The sequence below is a fragment of the Streptomyces sp. Ac-502 genome, from assembly GCF_045222935.1.
GTDB lineage: Bacteria > Actinomycetota > Actinomycetes > Streptomycetales > Streptomycetaceae > Streptomyces > Streptomyces monomycini.
Map to the genome: position 1 here is coordinate 3515373 of NZ_JBHFFO010000001.1, position 19250 is coordinate 3534622.

21 protein-coding genes and 1 pseudogene are annotated in these 19250 nt (G+C 71.0%); 3 read left to right on the forward strand and 19 right to left on the reverse strand.

Annotation, left to right across the window (positions count from 1 at the left end):
- The first annotated feature begins 4 nt into the window (after positions 1–4).
- Entirely contained in the window at positions 5–997 is a 993-nt protein-coding gene (locus ACEXOX_RS15825) for a GlxA family transcriptional regulator (protein ID WP_406521323.1), read from the forward strand.
- A gap of 76 nt (positions 998–1073) precedes the next feature.
- On the opposite strand, the gene ACEXOX_RS15830 is transcribed toward ACEXOX_RS15825, so the two are convergent.
- Positions 1074–2387 (reverse strand): MFS transporter, encoded by a 1314-nt coding sequence (locus tag ACEXOX_RS15830; RefSeq protein WP_406521325.1) that lies wholly within the window; start codon positions 2385–2387, stop codon positions 1074–1076.
- A 173-nt stretch (positions 2388–2560) separates the two neighbouring features.
- On the opposite strand from ACEXOX_RS15830, the gene ACEXOX_RS15835 reads away from it, so the two are divergent.
- Together ACEXOX_RS15835 and ACEXOX_RS15840 are read left to right on the forward strand one after the other, a co-directional pair.
- On the forward strand, positions 2561–3160 hold the full coding sequence (locus tag ACEXOX_RS15835; RefSeq protein ID WP_406521327.1) for an HD domain-containing protein: 600 nt from the start codon (positions 2561–2563) through the stop codon (positions 3158–3160).
- Positions 3157–3645, forward strand: coding sequence for a hypothetical protein (locus tag ACEXOX_RS15840; protein WP_406521329.1), 489 nt, complete (start codon positions 3157–3159; stop codon positions 3643–3645). Before ACEXOX_RS15835 ends, ACEXOX_RS15840 begins: the two co-directional genes overlap by 4 nt.
- An 84-nt stretch (positions 3646–3729) precedes the next feature.
- Here the strand turns inward: ACEXOX_RS15840 and ACEXOX_RS15845 are convergent, their stop codons facing one another.
- From ACEXOX_RS15845 to ACEXOX_RS15930, 18 genes and pseudogenes are all read right to left on the reverse strand, one after another.
- Complete coding sequence (locus tag ACEXOX_RS15845; protein WP_406521331.1) at positions 3730–4956, reverse strand: cytochrome P450; 1227 nt, start codon at positions 4954–4956, stop codon at positions 3730–3732.
- Positions 4957–4987: 31 nt separating this feature from the next.
- Positions 4988–5221 (reverse strand): ferredoxin, encoded by a 234-nt coding sequence (locus tag ACEXOX_RS15850; RefSeq protein WP_406521333.1) that lies wholly within the window; start codon positions 5219–5221, stop codon positions 4988–4990.
- Between the two features lie 337 nt (positions 5222–5558).
- A complete protein-coding gene (locus ACEXOX_RS15855) occupies positions 5559–5924 on the reverse strand; it encodes a cupin domain-containing protein (RefSeq protein WP_406521334.1) in 366 nt (121 codons plus the stop codon).
- Positions 5921–6364 carry an MmcQ/YjbR family DNA-binding protein gene (locus tag ACEXOX_RS15860; protein WP_406521336.1) on the reverse strand — a complete coding sequence of 148 codons (444 nt, stop codon included), beginning with the start codon at positions 6362–6364 and terminating at the stop codon, positions 5921–5923. Before ACEXOX_RS15860 ends, ACEXOX_RS15855 begins: the two co-directional genes overlap by 4 nt.
- 34 nt (positions 6365–6398) lie before the next feature.
- Positions 6399–7253: a dimethylargininase gene (gene ddaH, locus ACEXOX_RS15865; protein ID WP_406521338.1), complete on the reverse strand. Its 855-nt coding sequence runs from the start codon at positions 7251–7253 to the stop codon at positions 6399–6401.
- 61 nt (positions 7254–7314) lie between these two features.
- On the reverse strand, positions 7315–7641 hold the full coding sequence (locus ACEXOX_RS15870) for a hypothetical protein (protein WP_406521340.1): 327 nt from the start codon (positions 7639–7641) through the stop codon (positions 7315–7317).
- Positions 7642–7707: 66 nt separating this feature from the next.
- A complete protein-coding gene (locus ACEXOX_RS15875; protein ID WP_406521341.1) occupies positions 7708–7959 on the reverse strand; it encodes an acyl carrier protein in 252 nt (83 codons plus the stop codon).
- Positions 7960–7987: 28 nt separating this feature from the next.
- Positions 7988–8602, reverse strand: coding sequence for a hypothetical protein (locus tag ACEXOX_RS15880; protein WP_406521343.1), 615 nt, complete (start codon positions 8600–8602; stop codon positions 7988–7990).
- Positions 8569–9798, reverse strand: a complete 1230-nt coding sequence (locus ACEXOX_RS15885) for an HAD-IIIC family phosphatase (protein ID WP_406521345.1) — start codon at positions 9796–9798, stop codon at positions 8569–8571. The genes ACEXOX_RS15880 and ACEXOX_RS15885 overlap by 34 nt, the downstream gene beginning before the upstream one ends.
- A complete protein-coding gene (locus ACEXOX_RS15890) occupies positions 9798–10829 on the reverse strand; it encodes a 3-oxoacyl-[acyl-carrier-protein] synthase III C-terminal domain-containing protein (protein WP_406521347.1) in 1032 nt (343 codons plus the stop codon). Before ACEXOX_RS15890 ends, ACEXOX_RS15885 begins: the two co-directional genes overlap by 1 nt.
- 51 nt (positions 10830–10880) lie before the next feature.
- The gene (locus ACEXOX_RS15895; RefSeq protein ID WP_406521349.1) at positions 10881–12218 is read right to left on the reverse strand and encodes a cation:proton antiporter; all 1338 of its coding nucleotides are present in this window, start codon (positions 12216–12218) and stop codon (positions 10881–10883) included.
- Positions 12208–13986, reverse strand: a complete 1779-nt coding sequence (locus ACEXOX_RS15900; RefSeq protein ID WP_406521351.1) for an ABC transporter substrate-binding protein — start codon at positions 13984–13986, stop codon at positions 12208–12210. The genes ACEXOX_RS15895 and ACEXOX_RS15900 overlap by 11 nt, the downstream gene beginning before the upstream one ends.
- Positions 13983–14387 carry a hypothetical protein gene (locus ACEXOX_RS15905; protein WP_406521353.1) on the reverse strand — a complete coding sequence of 135 codons (405 nt, stop codon included), beginning with the start codon at positions 14385–14387 and terminating at the stop codon, positions 13983–13985. Before ACEXOX_RS15905 ends, ACEXOX_RS15900 begins: the two co-directional genes overlap by 4 nt.
- Positions 14384–15631, reverse strand: a complete 1248-nt coding sequence (locus ACEXOX_RS15910; RefSeq protein ID WP_406521355.1) for an ATP-grasp domain-containing protein — start codon at positions 15629–15631, stop codon at positions 14384–14386. The genes ACEXOX_RS15905 and ACEXOX_RS15910 overlap by 4 nt, the downstream gene beginning before the upstream one ends.
- A 74-nt stretch (positions 15632–15705) precedes the next feature.
- Complete coding sequence (locus ACEXOX_RS15915; protein ID WP_406526362.1) at positions 15706–16770, reverse strand: class I tRNA ligase family protein; 1065 nt, start codon at positions 16768–16770, stop codon at positions 15706–15708.
- A pseudogene (locus ACEXOX_RS15920) lies at positions 16728–17215 on the reverse strand (class I tRNA ligase family protein). Before ACEXOX_RS15920 ends, ACEXOX_RS15915 begins: the two are co-directional and overlap by 43 nt.
- Before the next feature lie 71 nt (positions 17216–17286).
- Positions 17287–17685, reverse strand: a complete 399-nt coding sequence (locus ACEXOX_RS15925) for a cupin domain-containing protein (RefSeq protein WP_406521357.1) — start codon at positions 17683–17685, stop codon at positions 17287–17289.
- A gap of 34 nt (positions 17686–17719) precedes the next feature.
- The gene (locus ACEXOX_RS15930) at positions 17720–19006 is read right to left on the reverse strand and encodes a lysine N(6)-hydroxylase/L-ornithine N(5)-oxygenase family protein (protein ID WP_406521358.1); all 1287 of its coding nucleotides are present in this window, start codon (positions 19004–19006) and stop codon (positions 17720–17722) included.
- Positions 19007–19250: the final 244 nt, after the last annotated feature.

The following is a 19250-nucleotide window of genomic DNA, read 5'->3' on the forward strand; positions in this document are numbered from 1 at the left end:
TGCCATGCCCCGTCATGTCGTGGCGATCGCGGTCACCGATGCGACGCCGACCTTCGAACTGGCCGTACCCTGCGAGGTCTTCGGTGTGGACCGCAGCGACATCGCCGATCCCTGGTACGAAGTACGGCTGTGCGCGGCGGAGCCGACGCCGCTGCGGACCCCGGCCGGCCTGCGGATCGAGGCGCCCTACGACATGGACGACCTGCTGGAGGCGGACACCGTCATCGTGGCGGCGTGTGCCCGCGCCGTCCAGCTCGATCCGCCCGCGTCCCTGATCGCCGCCGTGCGCAAGGCCCACGAGCTGGGGCGCCGGATCGTCTCCCTGTGCACCGGCTCGTACGTGCTCGCGCACGCCGGTCTGCTGACCGGCCGTCCGGCGACCACCCACTGGATGAACGCGGCGGATTTTGGACATCGTTTTCCGGAGGTGGATTTCACGCCTTCCGTGCTCTACACCGAGGACGGCAATCTCTTCACGTCCGCCGGCAGCGGTGCCGCCATCGACCTGTGCCTGCACCTCGTACGCCAGGACCACGGCTCGGCGGTCGCCACGGAGATCGCCCGGCGGATGGTCGTACCGCCGCACCGTGAAGGCGTGCAGGTGCAGTACACGAAGCCGCCCGCGCGCCCCCGCGAGGGCGACGAGCTGGCTCCCGTACTGCAGTGGGCCCGCGACCACCTGCAAGAGCCGCTGACCGTGCCGCAGTTGGCCCGGGTGGCGAACCTCGGCGAGCGGACCTTCGCGCGGCGCTTCCGGGAGGCGGTGGGCACCACGCCCCTCCAGTGGCTGCTCCAGCAGCGGGTACGGCTGGCGCAGGAACTGCTGGAGACCACGGACGAACCGGTGGACAGCGTCGCCCGGCACAGCGGCTTCGGCACCGCGACGAACCTGCGCTACCACTTCGGCCGGGTCACCGGCGTCTCCCCGCAGACCTACCGGCACGTCTTCCGGCACCGCGCCGCCGCCCAGCGGCAGCTCCGCAGCGCCGCGTCCTGAGGCGTACCGCGCGAGGTTTCGCGGCGGCCGGCCGCCGCGGACCCCGGCGGGGCCGCGCGCTCCCGCCGGGCCGCGGTCAGGTCCGGGTACCGCCGGCCCCGGCGTCCTGGGGCTCGGCGGTGTCCGCGTCCGCGTCCGCGTCCGGTCCGGCGGTCGCCGATGCGGACGGTACGCGTACCGCCGCCACGCCCAGTACGGCCGCGAAGAGGCCGAGTGCGCCGAACACCGGCCATACGCCGTGCTGGAGCCGGGTGAACAGCACACCGCCGAGGGCCGGTCCGAGGGCCATGCCCAGCGCGTAGGCGAACTGGAACGAGGAGATGTAACGGCCGCGCAGCCGGGCCGGTCCTGCCAGCGCGGGGTAGGCGAAGACCGAGGGCCCGCCGACGATCTCGCCCAGCGTCCACACCAGCGTGGCACCGATGACCACCGCGGCGCCCAGCGGCAGGCTGTAGAGGGCCACGCCGAGACCGATCAGGGTCCATGCCACCGCGATCGTGATCTTCATCGGCCACTTCTGCGAGAGTTTGGTCAGCCCCAGCTCGAAGGCGATCACGATGAATCCGTTCGCCGACACCGCGACGGTGTACCAGAGGATGGGCATCCCCGACGCCTTCACATCCAGGGGCAGGGTCGACAAGTACTGCACGTAGACCATCGCGTTGACCATCGCGGCCAGCAGGAACAGCAGGTAGCGCCGGTCTTGGAACAGCACCCGGTAACCGTCCGCTGCCGTCTCCCCGGCGGCGTCCGTCTCCGTCTCCCCCGGCGCCGTCGGGCGCGGGCGGGCCGGGATGGTGACCCGCGCGAGCACGGCGTAGCCGAGCGCGACGGCGCCTTCGCCCCAGAAGAGGAGGGCGTAGCTGTCGTCCAGGTTGTAGAGGGCGAAGCCGAGGAGCGGGGCGATCGTGGTGCCCAGGTTCAGGCTGAAGCGGTACATCGCGAAGATCATGACCTGGCCGTCGCGGGACGTCAGATCGGACAGCAGGGTCGTCGACGCCGGACGGTAGAGCTGGGCCGCCATGCTGACCAGGGCGATCGCCGCCAGCAGCAGACCGTAGCCGGGCAGGTACAGGAGGGCCGCGGTCAGTGCGGCGGTGGACGCCATGCCCAGCACCGTCGCGTTGCGCGCGCCGAGCCGCTCGGCGAGGGTGCCGCCGAGGAAGACGCCGGCCACGCCGCCGATGCCGTAGACACCCAGGGCGAACGCGGCCTGTTCGGCCGAATACCCCCTGTCGGTCAGATAGAGGACGAGGAAGATGTTCAGGAATCCGCCGAGGCGGCTGGCGAGCACACCGGCGAGAATCGTCTTCACCGCGAGCGGTGAGCCACGGAACGTGGCCCATATTCCGACGGTGGTCGGGGGCGTCTGTTGAGTATCGGTCGCCATACGTCGTCGCATCTCTCTCGTGCGCCCGCGGGGGTCGCGGGCGGCCCACTGGGGAATACGTCATCGGTCAGCGGGCCAACGGGCGGTAAAGGGTCGGGAATTCGGCGGCGGATTGTCGGGAATTCGGCGTCCACGCCCCTGGCGCACCGGCGCCCGCTCCCTAGGGTGGAGTGATGATCGAAATTGATGCCCTTCCCCAGCACCCGGGTGCGCTGGCGGCACTCGAAATCGTCACCGCACGGGAACACCCCTCGATCGCCAACCACAGCGTCCGCACGTACTTGTGGGCGCTGCACGAGGCGGCCCGGCGGGAGATGGTCCCTGCCACGGACTTCGACCCCGACCTGCTCTACTACGCCTGCCTGTTGCACGACCTCGGAACGGCCGACGAGCATGACGGCCCCCAGCGATTCGAGGTGGAGGGCGCCGACGCGGCCGGTGCCTTCCTCGCCGGGCGCGGCCTGGACCCCGAGCAGATCGACGTCGTCTGGGAGGCCATCGCGCTGCACACCTCCCCGCAGATCGCCGAGCGCCGCGGGCCCGTCACGATGCTGACCCGGCTGGGCGTGCTCAGCGACTTCCAGGACCCGGGCCCCGGGGGCAGGGCCGTGAAGGCCGCCATCGAGGAGCGCTACCCGCGTCTGGACTTCGAGGCCGAACTCACCGGCGCGGTGGTCTCCCAGGCGCTCCGCCGACAGGACAAGGCACCGGAGTTCTCCTGGCCGGGCGGACTGCTCCGCGCGCACCTCGGCACCCAGGAGGCGGGCGCGTGAGCGCTGACACGCGGTACCGTCCGGGGCCCGGCGACTTCGACTTCCTCATCGGCACCTGGCACGTGCACAACCGTCGGCTGCTCGCGCCCCTCACGGGGAGCGACGCGTGGGAGGAGTTCCCGGGGACGGCCGTGTGCCACGGCACCCTCTTCGCCGGTGCCGCCAACCTCGACGAGATCACCTTCACCACCAAGGGGTTCAGCGGGCTGACGCTGCGGCTGTACGACCCGCGGAGCGCCGAGTGGTCACTGAATTGGTCCACCAGCCTCAGCGGCCGGCTGTCCGCGCCGATCGTCGGCCGCTTCGACACGGACCGGCGCGGCGAGTTCCACGGCGAGGAGGCCCACGAGGACGCCGTGGTGCCGTGCCGTTTCGTCTGGTCGGGGATCACCGCGGACGCGGCCCGTTGGGAGCAGGCCTTCTCGCCGGACGGCGGCGGTACGTGGGAGACCAACTGGACAATGAGCCTGAGCCGTACCGGCTGAGCCGGGCGGGCCCGGACGGCACGGCCCCGCCCCGCCCGGTTCCTCCGGTGGGACGGCGGCCGGGCCGGCCGCCGCGGGTGCCGGTCAGGCGTTGAGGGTGACCGGCAGCCCGACCAGGCCGTGCATGATCGTGCTGGCCTTCCATTCCAGGTCCTCGGACTTCGCGGCCAGGCGCAGCTGCGGGAAGCGCTGGAGCAGCCGGCTGACTCCGATCTCCACCTGCAGGCGGCCGAGGGGCGCGCCGGCGCAGTAGTGGATGCCGTGTCCGAAGGCGAGGTGGCCGCCGATGCGCCGGGTGATGTCCAGCGCGTCGGGGTTCTCGAACTTGGCGGCGTCGCGGTTGGCCGAGCCCAGCGCCACCATGACGATCTCTTTTGCGGGGATGGTGATGCCGCCCACCGGTATGTCCTCCGTGGTGAAACGGAAGGTCGCCATGCCCACCGGGCCTTCGTAGCGCAGCAGTTCGTCGACCGCGTTCGGCAGGAGTTCGGGCCGCTCCTGGAGCAGGGCCAGCTGCTCGGGGTGTTTGAGCAGGGCGAGCACGGCGTTGCCGATCATGCTCAGGGTGGTGTCGTGGCCCGCGACGACCAGGAGGAAGACCATGGCGATCAGTTCGGTCTTGGTCAGCCGGTCGCCATCCTCGGTGGCCTGCACCAAGGCGCTGAACATGTCCTCGCCGGGCTCGGCGGTCTTGGCGTCGATCAGGTCCTCGGTGAACTTGGCGACCGCGGCGGAGGCGGCGGCCACCTCCTCCTCGGTGTGGTTGGCGCCGACCAGGGTGTTGGTCCACTGCCGGAAGACCGTGCGGTTCTCCGGCGGCACGCCGAGCAGTTCGGCCAGCACGGTGATGGTCAGCGGGGCGGCCAGGTCCTCGATCAGGTCGGCGTCCGGCCGCTGGGCCAGCCGGTCGAGCAGCTCGTCGGTGATCGCCTCGATGCGCGGGCGCAGCGCCTTGGTGCGGCGCTCGGTGAACGCCTTGCCGACCAGTCGGCGCAGCCGGGCGTGCTGGGGCGGGTCGCTGTTGAGCATGTGCGCCGCCAGGTCGTCGTTGACGGCGGCCGGCGCCTCGGTGGGCGTCTCGGAGTGGCGCGCGAACATCTCGTTGATGCGCCGGCCGTCCTTGCTCACCCGTCCGTCGGCCAGCAGGGACCGTACGTCGTCGTAGCGGGTGACCATCCAGACCTTGATGCCGTGCGGCATCAGGACCTTGCGGGGCGGCCCCTCCGCCCGCAGGCGGGCGTAGAGCTCGTAGACGTCCTGGACGAATTCCGCGGAGAGCTTCTCCAGCTCTTCGGTCGGTTGGGTATGCACAGCGTGGGCCTCTTTCCTGTCTGCTTGCCGGTCAGTCGAGGGGCGCGATGACCCGGCCACTGGAGATCTCCAGGACCTGGATCGCCTCGCGCGGGCAGGAGTCCGCGACGGCCAGTACCTCGTCGTCGGCGTCGATCTCTGCGTCGACCGGCTGCGACTGGCCGTTCACGAACCGGAACCGGTGCGGGAGGTCGCCCATGCACACTCCGGCGCCGATGCACACGTCGCGGTCGACCGTGACGCGCCAGCGGGGTTCTGCGGACATCGTGTAGCTCCTCACCTGGTGCGTTGGCTTGCGAGGGAGTACGGAACCGCGAGGGGCGGCCCCGCCGCCGGCCGGTGGCGGCACCGGCGGCATCGCGGGAGGGCGATGTGGTGGCGGAGGACATCGCGGGGGAAGAAGCGCGGGAGGGGAGAACGCGTGGGTGCCGGTCACCGGTGCGGGTGTGCCGGGCGGTGACGGAGGGACGACGGTTGCGGCTCTGCGACTTTATGAGCCGAGTCGCGGGCGGGCAATGCTCGACCGGCGTTCAGCCGGGGAATCGAGGCAGTCGAACGCGCCGGGGACCCGGCGGACCCGCCGGCGGCGGGTCCGCCGACCCTCACGGCCGTACGGCGTCCGGCCCCGCCGGAGCGTCTGGCTCCCGCTCGCACGGGGCGAAGAAGACGAGCACCCGCAGGTCCTCGGTGATGGTGTGGAAGCGGTGCGGCATTTTGGCGGGTACGAAGCAGACCGAGCCGGCCGCCACCTCGTACTCCCGCTCACCGGCCGTCAGGACGGCACGGCCGGCGAGCACGTGGTACAGCTCGTCCTCACCGTGCGGGCTCTGCGGGTCCTCGCTCCCCGCCGCCAGGACGTACACCCCGGCGCTCATCGCCGGGACACGCAGGAACTCCAGGTAACGGCGGTCGTCGGCGTCCTGGCGGGCGGACAGCTCCTTGATGTCGAACAGCTCGGCGTCACTCAACGCGCGGCTCCCTCGTCCTCGTGGCGGGCCGGTGTGTCCGGGACCGGTGCGTCCAGGGCCGGCGCACCGGGTACGGAAGGGGAGCCGTCGGTGGCACGGAGCAGTTCGGACTGCTGCGCCGCGAGGAACTTCGGTACCACCATGGTCCAGGCGTGCACCACGATCTCGCGCAGTTCCCGCCGCTCCAGCGGAGCGAGCCGGGCCCGTACCCAGTTGTACCGTTCGTCCGAGGGGACCGGCATGAAGAAGACCTCCGGGGCGGAGGCGACCAGTGCGGCCCGCTCCTCGCGCGGGTACGCGAAGCCCATCGACTCCTCGTCCCGGGACAGCGCGAGGTAGACCAGCCGCCCGACCCGGAACTTCGCCTGGTCGCGTACGAGCGCCTCATAGCTGCGGGGTAACGCGCTCGTCACCCGTCTGACGTCCTGCGCAGTCGCCATCGACCGCTTCCTTCCTCGTGTCACCGCCGATGCCTCACCGGTCACGCAGCTCCAGCGTGCAGCACTTGACGCTGCCGCCGGCCTTGAGCAGTTCGGCGATGTCCACGCCGACCGGCTCGAAGCCGCGCCGCTTGAGCTGGTCGGCGAGCCCGGTGGCCGCCTGCGGCAGGACGACGTGGCGGCCGTCGGAGAAGGCGTTGAGGCCGAACGCCGCGGCGTCCTCGTCGGACGCGGTGACGGCGTCCGGGAAGAGTTCGCGCAACACCGCGAGGCTTCCGGGAGAGAAGGCCGCCGGGTAGTACATGATCTCGTCATCGGACAGTACCGACAGCGCGGTGTCCAGGTGGTAGAAGTTCGGGTTGACCAAAGTGAGCCCGGTCACAGGAATGCCGAAGAACTCCTGGGCCTCGGCGTGCGAGCGCGGGTCGGTGCGGAACCCGGTGCCGGCCAGCAGCCGCCGCCCGACGGTGAGGTAGTCGCCCTCGCCCTCGTTGATGTGTTCCGGCCACAGGACGTCCTCGTAGCCGTTGCGCAGGAACCACTGGAAGTAGGCGGGCCCCTCACCGGTCCGCTCGACGTGGCGGAAACGGGCGCCGAGGACCTTGCCGTCGACGACGGTGGCGCCGTTGGCGGCGAACACCATGTCGGGGAAGGCCGGGTCGGGTTCGATGACCTCGACGGTGTGGCCGAGCGAGAGGTAGAGCTCGCGCAGCCGCTCCCACTGGAGCAGGGCGACACCGGTGTCGGACGGCTTGCGCGGGTCCATCCACGGGTTGATCGAGTACGTGACGTCGAAGTGCTGCGGCCGGCACATCAGCAGCCGGCGCGGAGTGGCCACGCGCGGCTCGCGGGTGGCGCGCTCCTGGGCGGGCACGGCGGTACGGGACATGGGTGTTCCCTTCGAGGACGGGGCGGTGGCCCCGGGTGGGGGGCCGGGGAGCGGGGTCGGCTCAGGCTCCGAACCGGCGCTTGAGTTCCGGGGTCAGCGGGAGGACCACCGTCTTGTAGTCGGCGATCATCGCCATCACGGGCTTGTCGTAGTTGTCGTTCCATTCGGCACTGGCGTAGAAGCGCTCCTGGAGGCCGACCCGCTCCTCCTCGGAGGCGAAGGCCCGCACCAGGCAGTAACCGTCCTCGTCGTTGAGGGCGGGGCCGCCGGTGAGCACCGTGATGCCCCAGCGGCGCATCAGGGGAATGGTTTCCTCACGGCTGAGGCGGTCGAACTCCTCGCGCCTGCCGGGGTGCACGGTGAAAAAGCGGATTTCGAGCAGGCTCACGCTCGTTTCCTTTCTGGCCGGTGGGCCGGTGGACTGGTAGGCCGGTGCGGCCGGGCCGCCGGGGCTTCAGCGGCCCAGGGCCGCCGCGACCAGGGCCGTCATGTCGTCCACCGTGCGGGCCGCGTGGAACTCCCGCAGCTCCAGGCGGATGCCGAAGCCGCTCTCCAGCTGCGCCAGCGCCTCCAGCGACGCGATGCTGTCCCAGTCGTGCGCGGCCAGCACCGGCTGGTCCCGCAGGGCCTCGGGGGACCGGCCGAGGACGTCGCTGACGACGTCCAGCACGGTCGCGCCGATGTCTTCCGAAGTGGTGCCGTTCACGCGTCCTCCTCAGTCGGTCCGCCACTGGTCACTTCGATCCATGACGGGGTCGGGTCGGGCATCTCCGCGGGGGCGAACTCGAAGCTCCCTCGCCGGCCGGCACGAAGCCCGCCTTCTCCCAGAAGGCCGCCGCCACCGCGTTCTTCGCGGACGGCACGAACGCCCCCGTGAGCCGGGGCACCGCGGCCTCCCGGGCCTGCCGGGCGAGCCGGCCCGCCACGGCGAACTCCACGCCCCGGCCCAGGACCCGGCAGCTGAGCACCAGGTTCCGCACATGCCAGGCGTCCGCCGCCTTCTCCACCCAGGCCGCGCCGACCACGCCCTCGTCGCCGAAGCGGTCGCGTACGGAGACCGACACCACCAGGTACGCCGGGTCGGTGAGCATGGCTACCGTGGCCGCCTCGTCGAAGCGCACCCCGGTCAGGTTGAACTGGTTGGTGCGGGCCGCCAGTTGGGCGACGCGGGTGGCGGTGAACCGGGTGACCGGCTCGACGGCCACCCGCAGGTCGAGCGCCTTGAGGTAGTCCTCGGCCGAGGCGAACCCGCCGGAGAAGTCGCTGCGCAGGCTCCGCGCCCGGTACAGCTCGGGCCGTTTGCGGTCCGTGCCGGTCAGCTCCGGTACGTCGAACCAGCCGTGCCGCACCAGGGAGGTGACCAGCCCCGCGGGATCGCCGCCCGCGTCGATGACGGCGACCTCGGGCAGCCGCGCCTCGACCTCCCCCGCTCGAACGGCGAGTCGTCCATGAAGACCACCGAGGACAGCCCCAGGCCCAGCGACCCGGCCGCCCGCGTCAGGTTGGCGGCTTTGGAGTCCCAGTTGACCACCAGCACCGAGAAGTCGTCGGGGCGCAGCGCCGCCTCCGGGTGCTCCAGCAGTGCCCGGCGCACCGGCTCCTCGTCGTTCTTGCTGGCGAGGACGAGGACGACGCCCTGGTCCCGCAGCCGGCTCGCGGTCCGCTGCAACTCCTGGTACGCCTTGCCGGGGTAGAGGCCGCCGAGGGCGACGCCCTCCGCGCCCACCTCGCCCAGGACCCCGCCCCACAGGGTGTTGTCCAGGTCGAGGGCGAGCACCTTCTTGGACAGTCCCAGGCGGGCCTGGGTGATCCGCCGGACCTCGCGGGCCAGGACGAACAGTGCCGCGTCGCTGTACGGCAGATCGGCGTAGCTGTGCAGGCGGTCGTCGCGGGCCGGTGCGGCGGAGTCGGCCAGCAGCCCGGCGAGGTCCACCACCTCGATCTGCGGTGAGGTCTCGGCCAGCTCCAGCAGCCCGAGGTTGAGCCGGTACCACAGCCGGGTCAGTTCGCCGCGGGCGCGCAGGCTGAGCACGCCGTCGCGGACGTTGCCGGGCAGCGGGACGGTGTGCAGCACCAGGGTCGCGTGGGTGGCGGCCAGGGCCGCCGTGACGAGGCCGCGCAGGTGCGCCAGCCGCTGCGTGAGGTGGTCCGCCGCCGTGCCGGGCTCCGCGTGGTCCAGGTCGCCGGGAAGGAAGTACGACGCGTCGAGCAGGCAGCTCACCACGTCGCTGGCGGGGTCGAAGCCGCCGGTGGCCAGCGTCAGGTCGAAGGCGCCGTACGGGGCGGTGACGATCTCCGGGAGCGCTCCGGCCCCCACGAGGCCCGCCCGCAGCATCGGTTCGAAGGCGCCGACGGTGCAGTCCGCGACCACGGCGACGCGGGCCGGCCGCAGGTCGCCGGACGGGTCCGCGAGCCCTGTCAGGGCGCGTCCTGCCCGGCGCAGGGCGGCCGGGTCGTCGATACGGGCCAGCGCCAGCCGGAGCGCGGGGCCGGGGGCAGTGCCGGACGCCACGGCGTCCTTGAGTGCGATGACCGTCTCCGACATCAGATCCTGACCAGGGTGCAGTACCAGCGCATACCGATCGATATGCCGATCAGCGCGACCAGGTCGCCGGTGGTGAGTTCGCCGCTCTCGGTGAGCATCGCCAGGGTGGCCAGGTGGTCGGCCGCGCCCATGTGTCCGTGCTGTGCGGCGAGGGCCGCGTTGGTGCGGCTCATCGGGATGCCGAACTCATCGGAGATCTCCTCGAAGGAGCCCTGGTTGTCGTTGAGGTGGACGACCTTGGCCAGGTCCGCCCGGGCTACGCCGGAGCGGGCGCACGCCTGGTCGACCACCTCCACCAGCCTGCGGTTGAGCGCCTGCACGAAGTCCCGCAGGCCCTTGGGGTCGGCCCGGAAGTGTTCCTGCACCCGCTCCAGGCCGTTGACGTCGCTGCGCGACGACCAGCCGTCGGGGGCGACGGGGGACACCGCGCCGCCGTGGTCCGTGCGGAACCAGTCGGCCACCTCCGGGTCGGTGAACTGGGTGGTGGCCAGCCACCGCCCGGCGGTGTGCCCGCGGCGCAGCACGACGGCACTGGCGCCGTCACTGTGGATGGAGTTGTTCACCTTCATCCGGTTCCGGTGGTACTCGCTGACGCGGTTGACGGCGACGAACAGGACGTGGGTGAGGTCGGGCTGGGTGGCGAAGAGGCCGGCGACGTTGCCCAGTCCGGTGACGCCGGAGGCGCAGCCCTCGCCGAGCAGCAGGGTCGGCCTGAGGTGGATCTTGAGTTCGCGGGCGAGGGCCGCGCTGGAGTCGAAGTTGAGGTATTCGGGCACGTCGGAGAGGGCGAGGACGACGTAGTCGATGTCGCCGGCGCTCAGTCCGGCCGCGGCGATGGCGGCCCGGCCGGCCTCGGCGGCCAGGTGGGTGGCGGTGACGTCCGGGGCCGCGCGGTGGAAGGTCCGGTAGCCCCAGCGGAACACCCGCTCGGGGTCGTCGACGAACTGCCCGGCGGTCGAGGCGACGTCCTGGTCCTCACCGAAGGCGCAGCCGTACCCGGCTATGCCGAACTCTGGAAGGGTGGTGGTCACGTGGTCTCCCTGCGGATTCTGCCGCCTCGACGCGCCATCGAGGCGGGTGGTCTATGCCTGGCCGGCGGCCGCGCCCGCGTGGGCCAGCCGGCGTTGCTCTTCGAGCGGGGTCTGTTCGATCCGGTTCATGGCCATCCGGATGACGGGCGGGGCCATCAGCGAGGTGACCACCGCGACCAGCACGATCACCGTGTACGTCGCCGTGGTCAGGACGCCGAGCCGCAGTCCGACCAGGGCGATGACCACTTCGACGACACCGCGGGCGTTCATGCCGCCGCCCAGCGCCACCGCCTCCCACCGGCCGAGCCGGCTGGTACGGGCGCCGAGGTAGGCCCCGGCGAACTTGCCGATGACGGCGAGGGCCAGGGTCGCGGCCCCCATAAGGGCGACCTGGGGGTCGGCCAGTTGGGTCAGGTCCATGCGCAGGCCCGCGGAGGCGAGGAACAGCGGCCCGAGTACGCCCATCGTCACCGTGCGCAGCGCGGCGAGCCGCGCCGGCCGCACACCGCCGGACGCCGCGATCACCACCCCGCACACGAACGCCCCGAACAGCGGTTCCAGACCCAGGGCGTGGGTGCCCGCGGCGGCGGCCAGCACCAGCACCACGGTCAGCGCGGTGACCGGTCCGTCCCCCTCCGCGCGCCGCGCGGCCGAGAACAGTGCGCGCAGGGGCCGCCGTACGAGCAGGGCGACGGCGAGCGTACCGGCGATCGCGGCCAGCGACACCAGTACCGTCACACCGGCCGATCCGGCGGTGACCATCGCGGTCACGACCGACACCAGCATCCAGCCCACCGCGTCGTCGATCATGCCGGCGGTGACGGTGAGCTGCCCGATGTCGCGGTGCAGCAGGTTCATGTCCATCAGCGTCTTGACGATCACCGGGATGGCGCTGACGCACATCGCCACGCCGAGGAACAGGGCGAAGACGGTGCGGTCGCCGTTCGGTCCGAACAGGGTGGCCGGCAGGACCAGCCCCAGCGCCAGGCCCAGGCCCAGCGGCACGACCAGGCCGAAGAAGCTGACCCGGGCGGCCGTCGCGCCCTGGCGCCGGACGAGTCCCAGGTCGAGGTGGAGCCCGCTGACGGCGACCATCAGCAGGACGCCGAACTGGCCCACCGCGTCCAGGAGATGCGCCTGTTCCGCCACGCTCGGGAACAGCCAGCGCGAGACGGGCGGCGCGAGGTGCGCCAGGACCGACGGCCCCAGCAGCACCCCGGCACACAGCTCCCCGACCACCGCCGGCCAGCCGAGACGGACCGCGAGGCGGCCCAGGAGCAGGGCGAGGCCCAGCAGCGCGGCGAGCTGGAGCAGCAGGACGAGGAGGGAGTGGCTGCCCAGCGGTGGGACGGGCAGCGCCGCCTGGAGGGTCGCCGGATCAGTCCTCAAGGTAGTACCAGTTCTCCGGGCTGATCATGCCGAACGGGTTGACGGGCTCGAAGCCGTGCAGGTCCTCGGAGACTTCGAAGAGCCGGATGGGGAAGTTCGGGGTGAACAGCACCGGCACCTGCTCGGCGATGTAGTCCTGGTAGTCGTAGAGGGCCTGCGGGTCGTCGGTGGTCACCGAGGCGTCGATCAGCCGGTCGGCCTCCGCGTCGCTGTAGTGACCGAAGTTGCCGCCCGCGCCGGTGCTGAAGAGGATCTCGCCGGTGGGGTGGTGGAAGACCCAGCCGCCGTTCCAGCAGCACGCCTCCCACAGGCAGTCCGGGCCCGCCTCGCAGGGGGCGTCCTCCGCGACCAGCACCGATCCGTAGACCTCTTCGAGCCGTACGTCGATTCCGGCCTTGGCGGCGTCCGCGCGCAATTGACGCATCAGCCGGGTCAGGGCGGGGCGGCCCTCGGCGTAACGGAGCAGGAACGTCAGCTCGGTGCCCGCCGGGATGCCCTCGCCCGCCTCTCCGGGACCGGTGCCGGGCCGGACGCAGACGGCGGGGGTGACGCTCGTGTCCCAGCCGTTGTCCTCCAGCAGCCGTCTGGCGTGGTCGACGTCGAAGGGCAGCGGCCAGGCGCCCTCGCGCTGCCGGGGCGAGACGAAGTCGGTCTCCGGGTACATCGGTACCGGGCCGTTCTGCCGGTAGGCGTAGCCCTGGTAGATGTCGCGGACCGCGGCGTCCTGGTCCAGACAGGACTGGAGGGCCTGCCGGAAGTACGTCTGATGGAAGAGTTTCCCGCGGACCGTCGGGTTGTTGAAGTTCAGCGCGGTGTAACGGACGCAGTAGGCGGTCTGGGGAACGAGGCGGTAGTTGTCGAGGGGGTTGGGGCCGCCCTTGTCGGGGCTGGTGGTCGGCTCGGTGGCGAAGCTCAGTGGCAGGTAGCCGACCTGGATCGCGTCCTTGCCGCGCGGGCCGCGCCGGAGCATCTCGTACTGCTCCTCGTCCGAGAAGGTCGGTACCTGCCGGAACTCGTCGAGGTAGGGCTTGTGGGGCCCCGAGTAGCTCTCGTTGGGTACGAAGGTCACCACGCCCTCGACGGTGTAGCTCTTGAGCCGCCAGGGGCCGCTGACCGTGGACCAGACAGGGCTGTCGGCCCACCGGGTGCGGTGCGTGTTGCCCTCGTCGACGATGTCGCCCTGCTCGGCCATGAGGTAGGCGTAGACCGCCTCGACGTCGGCCGGGTCGCCGGAGGCGTTGGCCGGCCCCTCGGCGGTACGGTCCCAGGACTTCGGCAGCGGGGTGATGGTGCTGAGCTGGTTCATCAGCACCCACCGCTGGGAGTACGGGCGGTCGAAGGTGAAGTAGACGGTGTCCTCGCCGCGCTTGCCGTAGTCCGTCAGGTTGTCGGGGAAGTATCCGGGGACGTACTCGCCGTAGCGGTCGCCCTTGACTTTCATCAGGTTGACCCAGAACAGCACGTTGTCGGCGCACAGTGTCTCGCCGTTGCTCCACTTCCACGGCTTGACCTTGATGGTGACGGTCAGCCCGTCCGCGCTCCAGCGGGGCTGCTCGCCGATGCTGCGGTCCCAGTCCGGTTCGGGCAGGCCGTTGCTGCCGAAGTAGTAGAGGGTGCTGTACATGAGCGCCTGGAATTCCAGGACGTTCCGGGTGCCCATGCGTTCGGCCGGCGTGAACGGAAAGATCACCGCGGGCGGGAAACCGGGCGCGCAGGCCCAGGTGACGGTGCCGCCCCGCTTCGGCTTGCGTTCTTCGGCAGCGGTCATCGTCGGTTTCCGTCCTTGGTGGTGGCGGCGCGGCCCGGTGCGCCGGCGCCGGCCGGTGCACCTCGGGGACCGCGGATCTCCTCGATGCACGAAACGCCGCTGGCGGCGTGCGCGCCGAACCTCTCCCAGCGCTCGGCCAGCCGGACACGGCCGTCCGCGAGGACCTCGGGCCGCGACCGGCACCGGCCCGAGACGACGGCGCCGTCGGTCAGTACGACGCAGTACGCGAACTCCAGCGCGCCGTCCGGGGCGCAGACACCGCTCAGGACGCCCCGGCGGGCGTCGCCGCCGGTGAACTCGCCCCAGAGCAGGTCGCCTTCCTGGTGGTAGACGGCGACCCGGCCGGACTCGCCCGGGTCCGTCCCGACGGGCCGGAACTTCCTGCCGTCATAGTTGATCATTGCGGCTCCAGAGTGACCGTGATCTTGGCTGCGTAGTCGTTCATCCGCCGCATGGCGTCGTCCAGCGAGGTGCCCGTCGTGCCCAGGAAGCCGAAGATGGTGTTGCCGTTCGGCGGCCGCAGGATGACGTCACCGGGCCGAGCGGTGATCTTGAGCAGGAAGGTGTGCTCCGACTCGGCGACCTCCGCCGGTACGTCCACGTGGTGTACCGTGCCCGCGTCGCAGATCAGGCACATGGCGGTGATGTGGGTCCCGGTCGGCCGGTAGTGCCGCACCTCGGGCTTGACGCCCGAGCCGACGTCCACGACGGCCTTGACCGGGTCGTAGCCGGCCGTCAGCCGGGAGATCTCGTCCAGCCCTCCGCCGCCCACCCGGGCCGCGATCTCCAGCAGGTAGGGCTTGCCCTCGTGGAAGCGCACCTCCGCGTGGCCGACGCTGCGGCGCAGCCCCTGTGCCCGGCATCCGGCCGCGACCACCTCGTGGACGGCCTTGAGGTCGGCCGGCGACAGGGAGGTCGGCGCGTGGTGCACGTCGTCGTCGTAGGTGCCGTTCTCCTCGGTCACGCGGTCCACCACCGAGCCGAGGTACACCTCGTCGTCCCAGGCCAGTACCTCCATCAGGTACTCGCGGCCGTCCAGATAGGACTCGATCAGCAGCCCGTTGGGGCCCAGGTCCACGCCGGACGCCTCGGAGCGGGCCCAGAAGAGGTCCTGGATTCCCTTGGCGGCCCGCTCGTAGCGGTCCACCAGCTCCTCCGGAGTATCGATCTTGAAGACGAAGTGCGAGCCGGCGCCCATGGTCGGCTTGAGGATGAGCGGGTACCCGAAGTCCTCGGCCGCCTGCCGGGCCTCGTCGAGCGAGTCCACCAGGCGAAACCGCGGATGCGGCGCGGCGGCCCGCTCGTGGGCGCGGCGCATCAGGTACTTGTTGCGGCACGCGATGGCGGCCTCCTGCCCGATGCCCGGCAGGCCCAGCGCCTCGGCCACCGCGGCGGCCGTGATGACCGCGGACTCCGAGAAGGTGATGACGCCGTCGAACCGTTCGGTGCGGTGCCACTCCTGGGCGGTCTTGACGATGGTGTCCAGGTCGCGGGTACCGGCGAGCCGGTACTTCTCCCGCGGCCAGAAGTCCTCGGTGCCCTCGCCGTTGAGGACGTACAGGTCGATGCCGTGGCCCTGCACCTGCCGGTAGCGGGATATGTAGTAGTCCAGGTATTGCGTGGTCTCGATGGTGAGCAGCTTCACATGGCACTCCATGCCTCGGTGTGGCACTCGGGGTTGTCGCGCGGGCGGCGTCCGACCGGGGCCGCGCCGTGGCGTCAGCCGTGCGTACCGGTGCTCTCGGGCAGCCGGGGCAGCCGGAACGGCGCGATCTTCTCCACCACCGTGTCCCGGGCGCCGGACAGGCTGAGGTCGACACCGCCCTCGGCGGCTCGCCTGCCCACGTCCACGAGAATCGGCGCGGACCAGGCCAGCAGGGTGCGCACGGCGAGCAGGAAGTCGCCGGGAGCGGCGAACCCGGCTGCGGTGTCGCGGAGTTCGGCTGTCCGCTCGGCGATCAACCGGGCCGCGCGGGCCAGGCTGAAGGTCTCCGGTGCGAAACAGGCGCGCAGCCGCGCCGCGAGCCGCGCGTCGGCGCGGCGCCCCTCGTCCGTGACGGGCAGCGGTTCCTGGAAGTCGCGGCCGGCCAGCAACGTGTCCACGACCGCGGCCAGCTCGTTCCACTCGCCGGCCAGCGGGTGAGCGGCCAGCTCGGCCGGGTCGAAGTTGGTGCGCTCCCGCTCCGGCGCGGTCAGCGCCAGGTAGTAGCGGGCGATGTCCCGGGGCACGTCGGCGACCAGGTCGCCCGCCCTGACCACGTGGTTGCGGCTGGTGGAGAACTTGGCGTGCTCCAGCTCGTAGAACTCGTTGCACACACTGGCGTACGGCCGTATGTAGCGGTCGCCGTGCGCGAGCAGCAGCACCAGGTCCATCACGGACCAGTGGTACACGTTGTCGAAACCGTGGAAGTAGACCAGCTCCGCGTCCCGGTCCGCCTTCCAGAACGCGTCGTACGGCAGGTCCGCCGGGCTGCCGTGTGCCCACCACGTGGCGTACATCGACGCCGGCATGGCCTCCGCCCACGGGTAGACGATCTGCCCGGCGAAGTCCTCGAAGGGCGCCGGTACGCCCCAGGTGCCGGGGAAGGTCACCGGGATGACCGGCAGCGGACGCGCCAGCAGCTCGCGGGCCAGACGCAGCGGATGCGGGCGCCAGCGGCCGGCGACGGCGTCCAGGTGCGCGGTCAGCTCCGCGCGGTACTCCTCCATCGGGAGCACCAGGATGCGCTCCTCGCGGAAGATCACCGTCTCCCGCGGGTCGAGGGCATGACGCGGGTCGAGCAGTTCGTCGAAGTTGTTCGGGTGGCCGCAGTCCTCGCAGGCGCCTCCCCGCTGGACGCGTCACAGGCCGGGCAGCGGCCGTTGAGCAGGCCGTCGTAGAGGTAGCGTCCGCTTTCCCGGGCGTACGGCAGCCGCACCGTACGCTCCCGGAGCCGGCCCGCGTCGCGCAGGGCCCGCACGAAGGAGGTGACCGCGGCGCGGTAGTGGTCGTCGACCGGCGGCAGCACCCGGCCGGCGGGGGCGGTCAGCTCGATGCCGAGCGCGGTCAGGGACTGCTCGATCGCGGCCGTCGACCGGTCGCAGAGCTCCTGGGGGCGAGGTTCTGACGGGCCGCCGTGGTCAGCACGTAGGTCTGGCTGTTGTCCGTCACCGTGGTGTACGTCGCCCGGGTGCCGTCCGCGCGCAGCTGGCGGGCGTAGATGTCGGCGGCGAGGTACGGCCCGGCCATGTGCCCGACGTGCAGGTCCCCGTTGGGGGTCGGGGTGGCCGCGATGATGATCACCGGGCGGTCGCCGGCGGTCACGGCCGCGCCCCCTCGGCGCCGGCGGCGGTCCGGTGCCGTGCGGCGAACCGTTCCGTCATGTCGGCGTCCCACCACAGGGCGTACATCTCGAAGTCCTCGTCCGAGTCGTTGACGAGCTGGTGCTCGGTCCCCGGGACGAAGTGGATGATGTCGCCGGTGGTGAACGGGACACGTCGGCCTTCGACGAGGATCTCCGCGGCGCCACTGACCGCGATCCAGATCTCGTATTCGTGATGGCCGTGGGCGCCCGACGAGACGCCGGGCGCGGCCACGCACCACGAGCCCTCGAAAGGGGCGTTCAGCCGCGGCCAGGGCATCAGCCGCTGGGCCCGCAGCTGGTTGTCGGGCTTCAGCTCGCCGCGTCGCAGCGAGCGGATCTCCATGGGCACAGTCATGTCTCCACTCGGTGTCTGTGGTGCGGGCAAATCCTCAGCCGACCTCGGCGAGCAGCCGGCCGCCGGACCGTTCCGCCAAGAGCCCGTCGACGATGTCCTGGGCCCGGCTGGCGAGGACACTCAGCAGCGAATCGGCGATTCCGTGGGTGGCCTCGTTGACCCCCTGCAAGAAGCAGGACGCGCCGTCGCAGTCCGGCACCCGGAGTCGGTACCCACGGTCGACGACCGTTTTCTGCAGCCCCAGAGAATCCGTCAGGTCCTGGATGAGCCGCGGCATCGCACTGTTGAATCCGGTGCCCAGCAACACCGCGTCGCAGCGGAGCTCGCTCGGCAGTCCGGTACGCCGGTCCTTGAGCGACAGCACGATGTCGTCACCGTCCGTCCGGGAACCGGTGATGTCGGTCATCGTGGTGAGGAAAAGCCGCTCCCCACCGGTCAGACGTTCCAGGTACCGCTGCCGGTAGAGGGTTTCGAGCATGCCGGGGGCGAGACCGCCGTAATTGCTCAGATGCATTTCCCGGAGGAGCTGGCGCCGCGCCTCTTCGGGGGCGGCGTGGAAGTCGTCGATGAACGACGAGTAGAAGATCTCGTTGGTGAACCTCGACGACTCGTAGTTCTTCAGCCCGATCGAACGCATCACCATCGTGACGCGCGCCTCGGGGAAACCCTGGTGCGCCGCCCACGCCAGTTCGGCGGCGCTCTGCGCCCCGCCGACGACGACGATGCGGCGGGCGCCTGCGGCGTCGAGCTTGGCGACCTTCTCACTGAACTCGGCGCTGTGGACGAGCTGATCGGCCGGCAGGTTCCGCAGCTCGGCCGGGATGCGCGGGTCCCGGCCCGCGCCGATCGACACGCTGCGGGAAGTGAGCGCGGTGCCGTTGGCGAAGCTGGTGCGCCAACCGTCGACCCGGCCGGCGGCGTTGTGGGTCGGGGCGATCCGCACGGCACGCCGACCGTACTCGACCCGTACGTCGGACAGCGAGTCGGCGACCCATCGGAGGTAGTTCGATATCTCCTGGCGGTAGGGGGTGAAGGTCCCCAGGTTGATGAATTCGTCGAGCCTGCCGACCGCGTGCAGGTAATTGACGAAGGAGAACTTACTGCGTGGGTTGCGTAGCGTCACCAGATCCTTGAGGAAAGACACCTGACTCTGCGTCCAGGGCAGCAGCATGCCGCGCTGCCAGGCCACATCGGCGTGTTCCTCGACCAGCAGCGCGTTCTTCGCAATATCACTTCCGGCGCTTTCCTCCATGGCCACGGCAAGGGCCAGGTTCGCCGGTCCTGCGCCTATGGCCAGAACTTCTACGTCATGCTCCGTCAAGACATTCTCCCATCACGGGCAATTGGACGGGTCTGCACGGACTCACGGAACGGAATACTAGCGCGATGATTGAGAAAATGAGAGAGCCGGGAAGGTCCACACCATGTTCACGTTCCATTTTCCGGCGGGCCGGAACAGGGCACGGAAAAATACCGCCGGGAAAGGCGGAGGAAAAAGGTGGGCAGTTCCCACGTCAGGACGCCGGAAAGAAGAAGGGACGCGTCGGTACGACACGGGGGACAGT